We start from the raw sequence: 15,295 nt of genomic DNA on the forward strand, positions 1-15,295 counted from the left end.
AGTGGAGTTCAGATGCCCTATCACGCCCCTGTCGAGGAATACCGGTTCCTGTTCGATCATGTCGTGGCCCTTGAGCAGGTGACCGCCACGGAGAAATTCGCGGAGGCCACGCCCGACATGGTGTCGGCCATTTTGACCGAGGCGGGGCGCATGTGCGAGGATGTTCTGGCCCCGCTACAGCGACCGGGCGACCTACATCCCGCGCATCTGGAAAACGGTGTCGTGCGCACCAGCCCCGGCTATGCAGAGGGCTATAAGGCCGTGGCCGAAGGTGGCTGGGTGTCGATCAGTGCGGACCCCGAGCATGGCGGCATGGGGTTGCCTTTGACGCTGGCCACGGCGGTCAACGAAATGATGAGCGCGGCCTGCCTGAGCCTTCAGCTCAACCCGCTGATGACACAGGGCCAGATCGAGGCGCTTGAGAACCACGCGAGCGATGAGCTCAAGGCGATCTATCTGCCCAAGCTGGTGAGCGGTGAATGGTCGGGCACGATGAACCTGACCGAGGCGCAGGCCGGATCGGATGTGGGCGCCTTGCGGACCCGGGCCGAGCCCAATGGCGACGGCACGTATGCGATCACCGGTCAGAAAATCTATATCAGTTGGGGCGACAACGATTTTACGGAGAATGTGTGCCATCTTGTTCTGGCCCGGCTTCCCGGCGCGGCTGAAGGGACGAAGGGCATCAGCCTGTTTCTTGTTCCGAAATACATTCCCGACGCCGAGGGCAATCCCGGAAAGACCAACGATCTCAAGGTGGTGAGCCTTGAGCACAAGATGGGTCTGCATGGAAGTCCGACCGCGGTGATGCAGTATGACGGGGCACAGGGCTGGCTCATCGGGGAGGAGCATGACGGGATGCGCGCCATGTTCACCATGATGAACAACGCGCGGCTGGGTGTTGGCGGACAGGGCATCGGTGCGGCCGAGGGCGCCTATCAACACGCCTTGGCCTATGCTCAGGAGCGCAAGCAGGGCCGCACCCCCGTAGCAGGAGGCAGCGGCACGATCATAGAGCATGCCGATGTTCGCCGGATGCTCGCCACGATGAAGGCCGAGATTTTTGCCGCGCGGTCGATCGCGCTATCCTGTGCGGTGGCGATCGACATGGGCCATGCCACCGGAGAGGCGGAGTGGAAGGCACGTGCGGCGTTCCTGACGCCCATTGCCAAGGCGTTCGGCACCGAGACGGGCATGCGTGTCTCTGAAATGGGTGTGCAGGTGCATGGCGGCATGGGCTTTATCGAAGAGACGGGGGCCGCGCAGTATTCCCGCGATGTGCGGGTGACGGCGATCTATGAGGGCACGAACGGCATTCAGGCGATGGACCTTGCCGGTCGCAAGCTGATGGACGGGGGCGAGGCCGGTGCCGCGATCCTTGACGAGGTGGAAGCACAGGCAGAGGCCGCGCGCGGCACGCTTCCCGCGTTGGCCGAGCCGGTCTGGCAGGCGGGCGAGAGCCTGCGCGAGGCGACAGAGGCATTGGTGGCATCTGAGGCGCAGGACCGGTTCGCCGGGGCCGTGCCGTTCCTGATGGGGTGGGCGCGGGTGTTGGGTGCGCACCATCACCTGACCGCGGCGATGGCCGAAGGTGGTGACGGACCGCGGACGCGGCTGGCCACGTTTTACATCGCCCGGATGCTGCCCGAGCATGCCGCGCATCTGGCCCATGCGGTGGCGGGGGCCAAGGGGCTTTATGCCCTGAGCGACGAAGATTTCGCGGTCTGAGGTGAGTGCCGGGCTGAAGCCCGGCCTACGCGCGGCTGTGGTTGACGCGGTTCGCGTGACGGGCGAAGAGCGGGGCCATGGATAGCATGACAAGATCAGGTAAGATTTGCACACCTTGGCCCGAGCCGCCACAGGATGGTGAGGCCGTGGAAGTGGCGCGGGGCATCCTGTGGATCAGGCTGCCGCTTCCGATGGCGCTTGATCATGTGAATATCTACGCGCTTGATGATGGGGAGAGTTGGACCGTGGTGGACACGGGCATCCATTCCAAACGCGCGGTGGCGCTGTGGGAAAAGGTGTTGTCGGGGCCGCTTGGGGGCAAGCCGGTAAAGCGTGTGATCCTGACGCATCACCATCCCGATCACATTGGCATGGCGGGCTGGCTGATGGAGCGGTTCGGGGCCGAGCTTGTGACAACGCGCACCGCCTATCTTTTGGCGCGGATGCTTATCCTCGACGTGGAAGAGCGCCCGACCGAGCAGGCGCTGAGCTTTTGGCGGCGGGCCGGGATGGCGCCGGACATCTATGCCGAGCGCAAGGACACACGGCCTTATAATTTCGCCGACACGAGCTATCCCATACCGGTGGGCTATACCCGCGTGGCCGAAGGCGACACGATTTGCGCCGGTGGCCGCGATTGGGACGTGCGTGTGGGCCATGGCCACGCGCCCGAGCATCTGACGCTTTGGTCGCGGCAGGACGATATTGTTCTTGCGGGGGATCAGATCATCAGTTCGATCAGCCCCAATATCGGTGTCTATCCCACCGAGCCCGAGGCCGATCCGTTGAAGGAATGGCTTGCAAGCTGTGAGCGGCTGAGGGGCTACGCGCGGCCTGATCACCTTGTGCTGAGCGGTCACAAGCTACCGTTCACGGGGCTGTCGCACCGGTTGTGGCAACTGAGCGAGAATCATCATGGCGCGCTCAGGCGGCTGGAGGCGCATCTTGATGTGCCACGCACGGGGGCCGAGTGCTTTGCGCCGCTCTTCAAACGAAAAATTGATCACGGCACCTATGGATTGGCCCTTGTCGAGGCGGTTGCGCATCTCAATCATCTGCATCAGGCTGGTCGGGTCACCCGCACGGCCCGCGCCGATGGCGCATGGCTCTGGCAGAGGAGAGACGAGTGATGGATGATGAGATCAGAACATCGGCGGAGGCACTGGAGGCTGCGGCTATTCCACGTTGCCGCGAGGTGCATGCCGATCCCGAAAGGTGTCAGCAGGGCGAGGACGTGACCGAGGGCGTGAAGCTTAAGCCCGTCGAAGAGAAAAGTGCTGCGCAATGGGCGTATGAGCGGCTGATCCTGTATATCCAGAATTTCGAGAAGACCCTCGACAATGAACACGAGGTCGCGATGGGCTTTGCCGGGGATACGACAGGTGTCATCCGCATTGAGGGGATGGGATTTTTCGATCCCGATATCGTGACCTTCTATGGCAGCGATCCGGCGGGGTCCAAGACCCAGCTTGTTCAGCATGTGACGCAACTGAGCGTGATGCTTCGCACCTTGCCCAAAAAGGTCAAGCAGGCCGAGCCAGAGCGCATCGGTTTCCGGCTGGCGGCGGCGCTTGAGAAAGAGTGAGCGCGCAGCCCGGCACCCCGGTCCGTTTCCCCCTGAACATGCATCTTAAGATGTGGCGATAGGCAGTTTTACCCACCGCCGCGCAAGGCCCCGGCGCTATGGTCAGAGCCGACATATGCGGGCTATGCCGGGCCTTAAAGCGTTTCACGCCTTTCGCTGATGTCTCAGGGGAAAGGCGAAATGCTTTGGGTCATGCGTGGCGGAACAGGCTGCCATAACCGTCGAGCCGGTCGGGGATGCCCGCGAGGCGCAGGCAATGCCACATCATCGCCTGATTGGAACAGATTACTGGCTTGCCCAGCTTTTGTTCGAGCGAATCGACGATGTCGAGCGACCGCAGGGCGCCACAGCTGATGAAGAGGGCGTCTGCGTCGGGGCTGTCCACCGAGGCGGCGAATTCGGCAAGATAGTCAGGCCGCAGGCGGATCATGTCGCTGTCTTTTTCGACATTGAGGCCGCGAATGGCCGTGATTTCAAAGCCTGCGGCGTTCATGTAGGCGGCTTCCTGATGGTTGATCGCGTCAAGATAGGGCGTGGCCACGGAGATGCGGTGGGCCCCGACGGCGCGCAACGCGGCCAGAACGCTCGCGATGAGCGAGGTCGCCTGTGCGCCCGGAGCGACCTTGCGCAGTTCGTCATGCACGCGCTCTTCTCCGATAACGAGGCTCCCGGATTTGCAAGCATAGCAAACGACGTCAAGCGAGCCATCGGGTAGAAGCGTTGCCGCCGCCGGAGCAAGATCGTCCACTTGCCGGGCGAGCGTTTCGACGGTGATCGAATCGGCGATGGGCGCGCGGGCGAAATGGATGCCGACCCCCTCGGGCCGGAGCGTGAACATGTCATCCTCGACTGTCTGTTCCGTGGCAAGCACGACGAACCCGATCTTGGCCCGCGCGTGGCGACCGCTGTCAAAGCCTGTGTCGGGGACGGAATGGCCGGATTCCTGTATACGCATTTAACCGAAATCCTTTGTTAGAGTTTGCAGTTTCGCTTTTTGACTCAAAAGATCTATGCAGCATACGAATTTTTACGCAAGGTAGGTGAGTTCCCTCCCGTCCCCCCGAAATACCAACCCAGGAGGCCCCCGAGATGCTGGATGAAGCCGGCAACCGCACCCGCCGAAGACGTGGCGGCCGCCGCGAACGAGGTCGACCGGCAGCGGGGCTATGAGACCGGGTATCGCACCGGACGCTCGATCGGGGTGGCCTATCTGGAGGCACCCGAACTGAAGGAAGGGGACCGGGCGGTGCTTGAGCCGGGCATGACATTTGCGGTGGATGGCGGCATCTCGGTTGACGGGGTGCCGGCGGGCCGTATCGGCGACAGCGTCGTCGTGACCGAAACCGGAGTGGACTACATAACCGAGTATCCCCGCGAGATACTGCTGAGCAAAAGTTGAGCCTGCCGGGGCCGCGACGGGCGATATGCGCGCGATTACCGCAGCCATTGGGCGTGACACCCTTTTCCAAATGCAGTAATCAGCGGTGAAACGGATGCACCTATCAGGGAATTGGCACGATGGCTGAGCACAAGCACGGCGAAATGGATATCACCGAACAGGAAAAAACCTTCGAGGCGTTCATCAAGTGGACGCTTCGGGTTGGCATCTTTTCGGTGGCGGTTCTGATCTTCCTCGCGATCTTCAACGCCTGACGCCCTGAGCGCGGGCATGATCCGGGGCCGGAACATGCGCAAACTGGCTATTGCCCTTGGGGCTTTGCTTATACTTGCAGGCTGTGCCGGAAAGGGCGTCTGGGCCCCGGATGAGGATGTCGCCCGCGCGGCTTATGCCCATGACGGGCCGCCGCGCCTGACGCTTTTTACCATGCTCAACAACCGGACCGGGGCTGGGGCGCATACGTCGCTGATGGTCAATGGATCGCAGCGGATCATTTTCGATCCCGCCGGATCCTTCAAGCACGAGACCATCCCCGAACGGAACGATGTGCTTTACGGGGCGACGCCGCAGGTGGTGGATGTCTATACGCGCTATCACGCTCGCAAGACATTTCATGTGAAAATTCAGCGGCTTGATGTTTCGCCAAAGGTGGCGCGACAGGCGATGGCGCTGATGCAGACTCATGGCGCTGTCGGGCAGGCCATGTGCTCGAAGTCGACGTCGGGGATACTGGCCGAGCTGTTTCCGGGCCGGATCAGCCCGACATGGTATCCCAAGACCCTCGCGGCGCAGTTCGGCGCTTTGCCCGGCGTGACCGAAGAGACGCTGCACGAATATGACAGCGACGACAATTCCAAGGTTCTGGCCGAATGGAACGCGGAAAAGGCGAACTGAGACCTTCAGGCGTTTCGCGAAACGCTTTGGTCGTAAACTCCAAAGACAAAGGCCCGCCAGAGGATGTCTGGCGGGCCTTGTGCGGTCCGAGAGGCGATGTCAGCAGAAGATCTTGGTCAACGCCTTGTCGGTGGCGGTGATAATCTCGTCGATGTCGTCCTTGGTCGCGATGAGCGCGGGCGAATAACAAAGCGTGTTGTTGAAGCCGGGGATCGAACGGTTGGTGACACCGATGACCACGCCCTGCGCCATGCAGTCGGCGACAACCGCCTGTGCCTGTTTTTCGTCCACCGGCTCTTTGCTGCTGCGGTCGGCCACAAGCTCGGCCCCGAGAAAGAGACCCTTGCCGCGCACATCCCCGATGACCGCGTGCTTGTCCTGAAGCGCGCGAAGCTGATCGGTCATGTAATCGCCCATGGCGGTGGTGTTCTCGAGGAGGCCTTCTTCCTCGATGATCGCCATGTTTTCGAGTGCGGCCGCGGGGCCGGCGGTGCAGCCGCCGAAGGTCGAGATGTCGCGGAAATAGTTCAGCGGATCGGTGGCGTCGTCGCGGAACATCTCGAAGACGCGCTCATTCGTGACACAGCAGGCGATGGCCGCATAGCCCGAGGCGACGCCCTTGGCCATGGTGACGAAATCGGGTTCCACGCCGTAATGCTGATAGCCGAACCAGTGGGTGCCGGTGCGGCCCACGCCGCAGACGACCTCGTCGATATGCAGCAGGATGTCGTATTTGCGGCAGATTTCCTGCACGCGGGGCCAATAGCCATCAGGAGCGGGAATAACGCCGCCGCCTGCGGTCACGGGCTCAAGACAAAGCGCGCCCACGGTGTCGGGGCCCTCGGCAAGGATCACCTCTTCGATGGCATCGGCGGCGCGCCGGCCATAGTCCTCGCCCGAGAGATCCCATTGCGCACGGTATTCCATACAGTGCGGCACACGAACGAAACCGGGCGCGAAGGGGCCGTATTGTTCGTTGCGCTCATCCTGACCGCCCGCCGACATCGTGGCGAGGGTGGAACCGTGATAGTCGCGGTCGCGGTAGAGGATCTTGTGCTTGCGGCCGCCATGGCGCTTGTGGGCGATCTGGCGGACCATCTTGAATGCCTTCTCGTTCGCCTCGGAGCCGGAGTTGGTGTAATAGACCCGGCTCATCCCCGGCATTTTCGAGATCAGTTTTTCGGAGAACATGGCACCGGGGATGGAGCCTGCGGAGCCCGCGAAATAGGGCAGCTTGATCAGTTGGTCGCGGATGGCGTTGGCGATGCGTTCCCGCCCATAGCCCACGTTCACCGTCCAGACACCGCCAGAAACGGCGTCGATATGTTCCTTGCCCTTCTGGTCCCAGACGCGCATGCCCTTGCCCTCGACGATGATCCGGGGATCGGCCTTGGGGTCGTCGCCGGTAAAAGGCTGGTGCTGAATCAGGTGATGCCAGACATGGGCGCGGTCCGCGTCCACGACTTTGTCGATGTCGTTCTCGAGAAACTTTCCGTCCATCATTGGGGGCCTCCATTGGCCGGACGCGCCGACCTTCGTACGATTTGATCAAAGATCATTGGACCGAGATTCGCCAAAAGCGATAGGGCCAGTCCACAAGGAAATGTATCACCAGATTGCCGCATGGCGCAAAGGCGGGCGTGGCGCGGGCCATTTTTCTGCGGTGAAGAAAACGGCCCTAGATTATGTGTTGAACGCCTTTCGACGTCCGGGATAGGTGCGAAATGCCGCAGCGCGGCGGGGAGGCACGACTATAAAGACGAGGGTTACCTGGCGATGGAAATCGACGAACCGGACGGCCCGCTCATCCGCCCACCCCGTCATAGCCGCGTTTCTGCGCTTTGTAGAGCTGTGCATAGAGGCCCTCTTGGGCCAGAAGCTCTTCGTGCGTGCCGTCTTCGACGAGGCGCCCGCTTTCGAGCACGAAAATGCGGTCGGCATCCGAGATCGAACTGAGCCGGTGGGCCACGACGATGGTTGTCTTGCCCTTGGTGAGCCGGGTGAGCGCGGTCTTGATGCGCTCTTCGGTGGCCTGATCGAGAGCGGAGGTCGCCTCGTCCAGGAGCAGGATCGGTGCGTCGCGCAGGAAGGCGCGGGCGATGGCGATGCGCTGTTTCTGACCACCGGAGAGTTGCGCGCCCTTGGGGCCGACCGGGGTCGGGCCGCGGCGTTCGATCAGGTCCGCGATCTCGGCATCGCGGGCCGCCTGCCAGACCTCTTCGTCGCTGGCCTCGGGTTTGACGTAGCGGATGTTGTCCCAGATCGACGCGTTGAAGATCACGATATCCTGCGCGACCACGGAAAATGCCGCCCGGAGCGCCCCCACCTGAAGCTGATCGATGGAGGTGTCGCCGAAGGTGATGCGACCGCCCTGCACGTCATAGAGGCGCGACAGGAGCGAGAGGATCGTTGTCTTGCCCGAACCGGTCGCGCCCACGATGGCCGAAACGCGGCCCCCCTTGAACGTCATGTCGAGCCCGTCGAAGAGCGGCTGTTCGGGATCGTAAGAGAATGTCACGTTCTCGAGCGTGATGTCGGCCGACGTGTCAAAGTGATCGACCGCGCCTTCGGCATCCGAGATGGTGGGTTTTTCGCGGAAGAGGCTGCGCACCCGGTCCAGCAACACGAGATTGGCCTGAAGACCACCGAAGAATTGTGCCAGGAGGCGGGCCGGATCAAAGACCATGACCATTCCCAGCAGGAAGGTGATGATACCGGCGCCATCGACATCAAAGGAGGGGGAGAGCACCATGTAGCCGCCGCCGCCGATCACGAGGACATAGACGAAGGCCGAACTGAGGTCGATCGAGGGCATCACCAGCGCCTGTGTGATCTGCACCCGGTTGAGAAGGTCGCGAATCGAGGCGGTGCCTTTCATCAGGCGGCTCGCCTCCATCTTTTCCTGACTGGCGATCTTGACGGTGCGCATGCCGGTCATCGTCTCTTCGATGCCGTTCATGTATTCGGCGATGGCGGTTTCGGCCTGTCCCTGTGCGTCCTTCACCCGGTCCGAGACATAGTTCATCACCCAGATGATGAAGGGAAGGATCACGACGGCGGTGGCGAACAGGATCGGATTTTTCCAGATCAGGTAGCCCGAGACGATAATCACGGTGACCGCATCGCGCACGGCGTTGGCGATGCCGAGCCCTACGAAATTGCCCAGAAGCTGTGTGTGAGTGACGATGCGCAGGATGATATCGCCGGATTTCGTGCGCTCGAAATAGGCAAGGTCGAGCGACATGAGATGGACGAGCAGATCCTGTCGCATCTCGAAAATCGCCTGATTCGAGACGCGCACGGTAACCAGCGGCACGAGATAGGACATGAGCCCGCGCACCGCGAAGAGAAAGAATACCGCGACGCAGACCAGCGCAAGATCGCGCAGCGAGCCGCTTTCGAAGATTACGCGCAACCCGCTTTCGGTCATCGACAGGAACTGCTGATAGACGAGCCCCTGAACGAGGATCATGAGGAGCACGAGAGCAAGCCGCCCGGAATGCTTGCGCAGGTAGGTCCGCCAGAACCAGAGCAGATTGTCGCGGTCGGCCGGGGAATAAAGCGGTCCGCGGGTTCTCGGAGGGGTGTCGGTCATCGGTGGCGGAGTCCTTGGTCGTTGCGACCACGCTTTAGCGCGTCACCCGGTCAAGGTCACGCGGAAAGGCGGGCGGGGATTGGGGGCGCTGCCCCCCGCCGTGACCGCCCCCGGGGCGATCACGGCACCCCCCGGGATATTTAAGGCAAAAAGAAAGAGCGCGGGTGCCGTTCGATTTATGCAGGTCACTCCCAGCAGCTGACGAGCACTGTCATCCGGCGGGCGCGATCAGACAGCGCGTCGGGGCTGATCTGATTTTGGGTCGAGGTGGAGGTGGGCTGAATGCCTGCGGTGTCGAGCGCGGTGATGATGGCCTCGGCATCAATGGCGAGGCTCACGCCGTCGGGCAGTTGTCGGCCCGTGTCGGGGCCGGGCAGGAGCATGCCGAGCACACCGCCCGCCGTATCCAGCACCGGGCCGCCCGCGTCACTGTCGAGCGCGTCGAGCGCGAGGCGCGACATGGTTTCGTCACCCGAGAGCCCGCGAAGATCGGCCAGTTCGCCATAGGTGAGCGATGGGGCGCCCAGCACGCCGCCGAAGGAATAGCCCGCGACCGCAATGCTGGAATTGAGCCGTGGTGTGGATTGCTGGAACGCGGCCACCGCCATGGGTGCAAGCCGGTCCTGCGGGCGGAGAATGGCGATGCCAGTGGTGTCGTTGCGGTCCACGATATCGGCACGGTGATCATTTTCGATGGTGATATGGCCGCAGCCTTCGACCGCACGCGCCGACGTTACGACGGCGCCGGAACTGTCCACGAAGAAGCCCGAACGTGACCGCAGCGGGCGGCGGATTTCGAGCCCCGACACGAGATCGATGCTTTGAGCGTCGTTAAAGCCTTTGGCGGGATCAAGTACGCCGTCGATGCGGGTGAAGCTATCTTGCATTTCACCCAATATACGTGTGCGGCGCTCCTCGTCGCCGGCGGGCCAGACAAGCGTGAAGCCCTTGATCCGCCCGTTTTCGAGCGAGGCGACAGTGTGCGATATCATCGTGGCGCTTTCGCCGATGAGCACGAAACTGCGGTCTTTGCGTTCGCGCGGGCCGTCCACCGGCACGATCTTGAGCGTCTGCATGATGTCGTAGAGCCCGAACAGCGTGTCCTGATCGCCTTCCTGACTGATCAGGAGCACTTTGGCGGGAATGTCGCCCGTGGCCTCGTAATGGGCGAAGGGCGGCTCGAATTTCTCGAAGGAGACGACGCCGAGGGGCAGCTTCATTTCGATCCCGGTTTCAGGGTCCGAGACAAGGCGCAGGTCCATCCCCTCGAGCACGGCGTTATATTGACGCAGAAGCTCGGCGCGCTGACGGGTCGTGAGCACTCCGGTCACCTCGAAGCCATTCGCGCTTTGCCATTCGGACATGGAGCGCCGGGTGCCGCGCCCGAACGCCGCGTCGATGCGGCCATCATAGAACCCCGCCCATTTCAGTGCGATCTGAAGGTCGGCGCGTTCTTCGCGTGTCAACCGGCGTTCGCTTGCGCGGGCTTCGCGCGGGGTCTCGTCGACGGGTTCGAGTTCGGGCTGTTGGACCGGGACGGATGTGGTCGTATCCGTGTCGGCGGCATCAGCGGTATTTTGGGTGTCGGTCTGAGGCTCTGCCGCTTCGGGATCGGCCTCGGTGCCCTGAAGATCGGCGAGCGTGGTGCTTCCCACGGGCCATATCTGACGGCGATAGGCGGAACTTTCGGCAATATAGCTATCGCGGGGGATGCGGCCTTCGGCGCGCAGCACGCTCAACACCTGTTCGGCATCGGCGCGCCGGTATGGGCCAAGGGCGACGGCATACCATGTCGCACTCAACTGAAACCCGTTGACGTCCTGCAACTGGGTTGCCCGGCGCCCCAGCGCCTCGTTGATCTGGGTTACGCCCGGTTGAGCCTCGATCTGGACCCAGACAAGCTCGTCCTCGGTCTGTTGCGCGAAAGTGACCTGCATCATCGCAAAGATGGCAAACACCGCCCCCAAGAAAATTCGCGTCATGTAGTCATTACCCCTGCCGATGCCCCAAGTTTCCGAATTCTCATTGTTTTAACAAAACTCCGGAATGATGCATCTAAAATATCTCTATTGCCTGTATCCGCATAGTGAGGGTTTCCAGACCATTGAGCGGCACCGGCGCCCGGTGCGATCATCGAATTGACCCGCGCCCGCGCCCGCCGTAGGTAGGGGCGGAACTTTCAGGGGCATGCATCATGGGCGACGCAACCGGCAAACCGCGCAGTTTTCAGGAGATCATTCTGAGGCTTCAGTCCTATTGGGCGGGCAAGGGGTGCGCCGTGATGCAGCCCTATGACATGGAAGTGGGCGCGGGCACATTTCACCCGGCCACGACCCTGCGCAGCCTTGGAACGCAGCCATGGGCGGCGGCCTATGTGCAGCCCTCGCGCCGTCCCACCGACGGGCGCTATGGCGAGAACCCGAACCGGCTTCAGCATTACTATCAGTATCAGGTGCTGATCAAACCCAGCCCGCCGGATTTGCAGTCGCTTTATCTTGGCAGCCTTGAGGCGATCGGCATAGATATGGCGCTGCACGATATCCGATTTGTCGAGGATGACTGGGAAAGCCCGACGCTGGGCGCATGGGGGCTGGGCTGGGAGGTCTGGTGCGACGGGATGGAGGTGAGCCAGTTCACCTATTTTCAGCAGGTGGGCGGGCATGACTGTCATCCGGTCTCGGGCGAGTTGACCTATGGGCTTGAACGGTTGGCGATGTATGTGCTGGGCATCGACCATGTGATGGACATGCCCTTCAACGACCCGGATGCGCCCATCGCGCTGAGCTATGGCGACGTGTTCCGCCAAACCGAAGAGGAATACGCGCGCTGGAATTTCGACGTCGCGAATACCGAGGTGCTGCTGGATCACTTCAAGGAGGCGGAGGCCGAATGCGAGGCGATCCTCGCGGTCGAGGATGTGGACCCCAAGACGGGCAAACGCATCGTCATGGCGCATCCCGCCTATGATCAATGCATCAAGGCCAGCCACATCTTCAACCTTCTGGATGCCCGGGGCGTCATTTCCGTGACCGAGCGGCAGGCTTATATCGGGCGGGTGCGCGCCTTGGCCAAGAAATGCGCCGATGCCTTCGTGCGCACGTCCGCCGGCGGCTGGCAGGGCGAGGCGGCCTGATGGGCAAGTTCCTTGTCATTCTGACGCTGGGCTGTGCGATCGTTGCGGGTGCGGGTATGTATTACCTGCAGGTCTATCATTTCTACCGCGAGGTGCCGGTCTACGTCGAGGTGCCGGAACGGACCCTTGAGATGACATCGCGTGTGACCGGGAAACCGGAGCCGGTGCCATATGACAATTTCCGTGCCATCGACGCCAATAGCAGCCCGATCCGGTATCGTGCCTGTTTCACCACGATGCTGGACCATGCGATGCTGCGTGACACCTATGAGAGCTATGACAACGCGGTGCCGCTTACCGCGCCGGGCTGGTTCGACTGTTTCGATGCCGAAGAACTGGGGGCCGCGCTGGAACGCGGGGAGGCGTTGGCCTTTCTGGGGACAAAGAACATCCAATACGGTATCGACCGGGTGGTCGCGATCCACGAGGACGGGCGCGGTTTTGTCTGGCATCAGATCAATCGGTGCGGCGAGGTTGTCTTTGACGGTCAGCGCGCGCCGGAGGGTTGCCCCGAACCGCCCGAAGGCTATTGACCGCCGCGTGGCGGGCCGGGCCCCGAGAGCGGGGTGAACACCTGTCCCGCTATTTGCTGGACGCCACGCCGGGTGGGCGTTATCCACCGACCCGAAACCGCCCCCCGAGGGCCCGTCTTTGGGTGAGCATATGCCTGATCTTCTGATCGAACTTTTTTCCGAGGAAATCCCCGCGCGGATGCAGGCGCGGGCAGCGGATGACCTCAAGCGGCTGATGGCCGACGGGCTGGTGGAGGCCGGGTTGACCTATGCGGGTGCCGCGGCCTTTTCGACACCCCGGCGGCTGACCCTGACGCTTGAGGGGATGGCGGACAGCTCGCCCACCCTGCGCGAAGAGCGCAAGGGGCCGCGTGTGGATGCGCCGGAGAAGGCGATCGAAGGGTTCTGCCGGGGCGCGGGGGTAAGCCGCGACGATCTGAACGTGCGGGACGAGAAGAAGGGCCAAGTCTATTTCGCAACCGTGACAACGCCGGGACGCCCCGCCGAGGTGATCGTGGCCGAGGTTCTTGAGCGGGTCATTCGCAATTTTCCGTGGCCGAAATCAATGCGTTGGGGCAAGGGTGGCCTGCGCTGGGTGCGGCCCCTGCACCGCATTCTCTGTATTCTGAGCGATGACGCGGACGAGGCGCGCATTGTGCCGCTGACGGTTGACGGCATCACGAGCGACGACAAGACCGAGGGCCACAGGTTCATGGCGCCGGGTGCCTTCGCGGTAAAATCGTTCGACGATTACGCGGCCAAGCTCAAGCAGGCCAAGGTGGTTCTCGACCCCGAGGAGCGGGCGGAGGCGATCCGTCAAGAGGCGCAGAACCTTGCTTTTGCGTCCGGCATGGACCTTGTTGAGGATGCGGGGTTGCTTCGTGAAGTGGCCGGGCTGGTGGAATGGCCGGTGCCGCTCATGGGGCGGATTGACGATGAGTTCATGGACCTGCCGCCCGAGGTGTTGATCACCTCGATGAAGGAGCATCAGAAGTTCTTTTCGGTGCGCAACCCCAAGACCGGGCGGGTGGAGCGGTTCATCACCGTGGCCAACCGCGAGACGGCGGACCATGGCGCGACCATCCTCGCGGGCAATCAAAAGGTGCTGGCAGCACGGCTCAGCGACGCGAAATTCTTTTGGGAGAATGACCTGCGCATTGTGCGGGAAAAGGGCCTTGAAGGCATGGCCGAGGGGCTGCGCGACGTCACCTTCCACAACAAGCTGGGGTCACAGGCCGACCGGGTGGACCGCATCGCGGCGCTGGCGCGCGAGATCGCACCGCTGGTGGGCGCCAAGCCCGATCTGGCGGCCGAGGCCGCGCGCGTGGCCAAGGCCGATCTGCAATCCGAAATGGTCGGAGAATTCCCCGAATTGCAGGGGCTGATGGGCCGCTATTACGCACAGGCCGCAGGCCATGACGACGGCGTGCCCGAAGCCTGCGAAGAACATTACAAGCCTCTCGGGCCGGGCGATGCCGTGCCCTCCGCCCCGGTCTCGGTCGCCGTGGCGCTGGCCGACAAGATCGACACGCTGACGGGCTTCTGGGCGATCGACGAGAAGCCCACCGGCTCGAAAGACCCCTACGCGCTGCGCCGCGCGGCCTTGGGGGTTATTCGGTTGGTTTTGGGGAATGGGGTCCGAGTATCAAGCGCTCCAATTATCTTTGCAAATGTGGGAAAGCACATTGCTGCGCTGATAGAACGAGAAGAAAAGAAAGTAGATGCAGGCATCAACGACCTTCTTAAAAGCCTTTACGAGACTACGACGTTTGACGAACGCTCCAAGGCCTACGATAGGTATCGCGCTGACACGCATTCTATTGCCTTCGACACCGAGGAATTGGAGAATAAAGCTCCCGACCTCCTCGCCTTCCTCCACGACCGCCTCAAGGTCCATCTCAAGGACGAGGGCCTCCGCCATGACGTGATCGACGCCTGCCTTGCGATGGAGGGCAATGACGACCTCACCCTGCTCGTCCACCGTGCCCGCGCGCTCGGGGACTTCCTCAAGACCGACGATGGCGAGAACCTTCTCCAAGGCTTCAAACGGGCCAACAACATCCTCACTCAGGCCGAGGACAAGGACGGGGTGGAGTACTCCTTCGGCGCGGATGTGAAATTCGCCGAGACCGACGAGGAAAAGGCGCTCTTTGCCGCGCTCGACACCGCTGAACCGCAGATCGCCGCCGCCCTCAAAGCTGAGGATTTCGCCGGGGCCATGAGTGCGATGGCCGCCCTGCGCGCGCCCATTGATGCGTTTTTCGAGGCGGTGCAGGTCAACACCGACAACGACATCGTGCGCCGCAACCGGCTCAACCTTCTGAGCCGTATCCGCACCGCCTGTTCCTCGGTCGCTGACCTCACCCGCGTTGAGGGGTAGGCGGTTCCTGAGACAAACGCGTTCTTGCCTTGTGTGTGATCCCGCGTATGCTGCGCCCACGAAACAGGG

General features: G+C 62.3%; 13 protein-coding genes. 9 read left to right on the top strand and 4 right to left on the bottom strand.

What is annotated here, in order from left to right; translation table 11 throughout:
* Nucleotides 1-12: 12 nt before the first annotated feature.
* The 3 genes from V8359_RS10210 (at nt 13) to V8359_RS10220 (ending at nt 3,313) form a co-directional block, all read left to right on the top strand.
* Complete coding sequence (locus V8359_RS10210) at nt 13-1,728, top strand: acyl-CoA dehydrogenase (protein ID WP_336428722.1); 1,716 nt, start codon at nt 13-15, stop codon at nt 1,726-1,728.
* Between the two features lie 77 nt (nt 1,729-1,805).
* Nucleotides 1,806-2,858 carry an MBL fold metallo-hydrolase gene (locus V8359_RS10215; RefSeq protein ID WP_336428723.1) on the top strand — a complete coding sequence of 351 codons (1,053 nt, stop codon included), beginning with the start codon at nt 1,806-1,808 and terminating at the stop codon, nt 2,856-2,858.
* A complete protein-coding gene (locus tag V8359_RS10220) occupies nt 2,858-3,313 on the top strand; it encodes a DUF6173 family protein (protein ID WP_336428724.1) in 456 nt (151 codons plus the stop codon). The genes V8359_RS10215 and V8359_RS10220 overlap by 1 nt, the downstream gene beginning before the upstream one ends.
* A gap of 190 nt (nt 3,314-3,503) precedes the next feature.
* Here the strand turns inward: V8359_RS10220 and V8359_RS10225 are convergent, their stop codons facing one another.
* On the bottom strand, nt 3,504-4,268 hold the full coding sequence (locus V8359_RS10225; protein ID WP_336428726.1) for a maleate cis-trans isomerase family protein: 765 nt from the start codon (nt 4,266-4,268) through the stop codon (nt 3,504-3,506).
* Between the two features lie 141 nt (nt 4,269-4,409).
* On the opposite strand from V8359_RS10225, the gene V8359_RS10230 reads away from it, so the two are divergent.
* The 3 genes from V8359_RS10230 to V8359_RS10240 all read left to right on the top strand — a co-directional run bounded on the left by V8359_RS10230 (nt 4,410) and on the right by V8359_RS10240 (nt 5,606).
* Entirely contained in the window at nt 4,410-4,712 is a 303-nt protein-coding gene (locus V8359_RS10230) for a M24 family metallopeptidase (RefSeq protein WP_336428727.1), read from the top strand.
* Between the two features lie 119 nt (nt 4,713-4,831).
* The gene (locus tag V8359_RS10235) at nt 4,832-4,966 is read left to right on the top strand and encodes an aa3-type cytochrome c oxidase subunit IV (RefSeq protein WP_336428728.1); all 135 of its coding nucleotides are present in this window, start codon (nt 4,832-4,834) and stop codon (nt 4,964-4,966) included.
* A gap of 16 nt (nt 4,967-4,982) precedes the next feature.
* A complete protein-coding gene (locus V8359_RS10240; RefSeq protein ID WP_336428729.1) occupies nt 4,983-5,606 on the top strand; it encodes a hypothetical protein in 624 nt (207 codons plus the stop codon).
* A 99-nt stretch (nt 5,607-5,705) separates the two neighbouring features.
* Here the strand turns inward: V8359_RS10240 and V8359_RS10245 are convergent, their stop codons facing one another.
* The 3 genes from V8359_RS10245 to V8359_RS10255 form a co-directional block, all read right to left on the bottom strand.
* Nucleotides 5,706-7,106: an aminotransferase family protein gene (locus V8359_RS10245; protein ID WP_336429042.1), complete on the bottom strand. Its 1,401-nt coding sequence runs from the start codon at nt 7,104-7,106 to the stop codon at nt 5,706-5,708.
* 304 nt (nt 7,107-7,410) lie between these two features.
* Nucleotides 7,411-9,201: an ABC transporter ATP-binding protein gene (locus V8359_RS10250; protein WP_336428730.1), complete on the bottom strand. Its 1,791-nt coding sequence runs from the start codon at nt 9,199-9,201 to the stop codon at nt 7,411-7,413.
* A gap of 185 nt (nt 9,202-9,386) precedes the next feature.
* A complete protein-coding gene (locus V8359_RS10255) occupies nt 9,387-11,183 on the bottom strand; it encodes a serine protease (RefSeq protein ID WP_336428731.1) in 1,797 nt (598 codons plus the stop codon).
* Nucleotides 11,184-11,395: 212 nt separating this feature from the next.
* On the opposite strand from V8359_RS10255, the gene V8359_RS10260 reads away from it, so the two are divergent.
* From V8359_RS10260 to glyS, 3 genes are all read left to right on the top strand, one after another.
* Nucleotides 11,396-12,334, top strand: coding sequence for a glycine--tRNA ligase subunit alpha (locus V8359_RS10260; RefSeq protein ID WP_336428732.1), 939 nt, complete (start codon nt 11,396-11,398; stop codon nt 12,332-12,334).
* On the top strand, nt 12,334-12,867 hold the full coding sequence (locus tag V8359_RS10265; protein WP_336428733.1) for a DUF6446 family protein: 534 nt from the start codon (nt 12,334-12,336) through the stop codon (nt 12,865-12,867). The genes V8359_RS10260 and V8359_RS10265 overlap by 1 nt, the downstream gene beginning before the upstream one ends.
* Before the next feature lie 130 nt (nt 12,868-12,997).
* Nucleotides 12,998-15,226: a glycine--tRNA ligase subunit beta gene (gene glyS, locus V8359_RS10270; protein WP_336428735.1), complete on the top strand. Its 2,229-nt coding sequence runs from the start codon at nt 12,998-13,000 to the stop codon at nt 15,224-15,226.
* Nucleotides 15,227-15,295 lie beyond the last annotated feature (69 nt).

It is taken from the genome of Roseovarius sp. E0-M6 (genome assembly GCF_037083845.1).
In the GTDB taxonomy this organism is placed as follows: domain Bacteria; phylum Pseudomonadota; class Alphaproteobacteria; order Rhodobacterales; family Rhodobacteraceae; genus Roseovarius.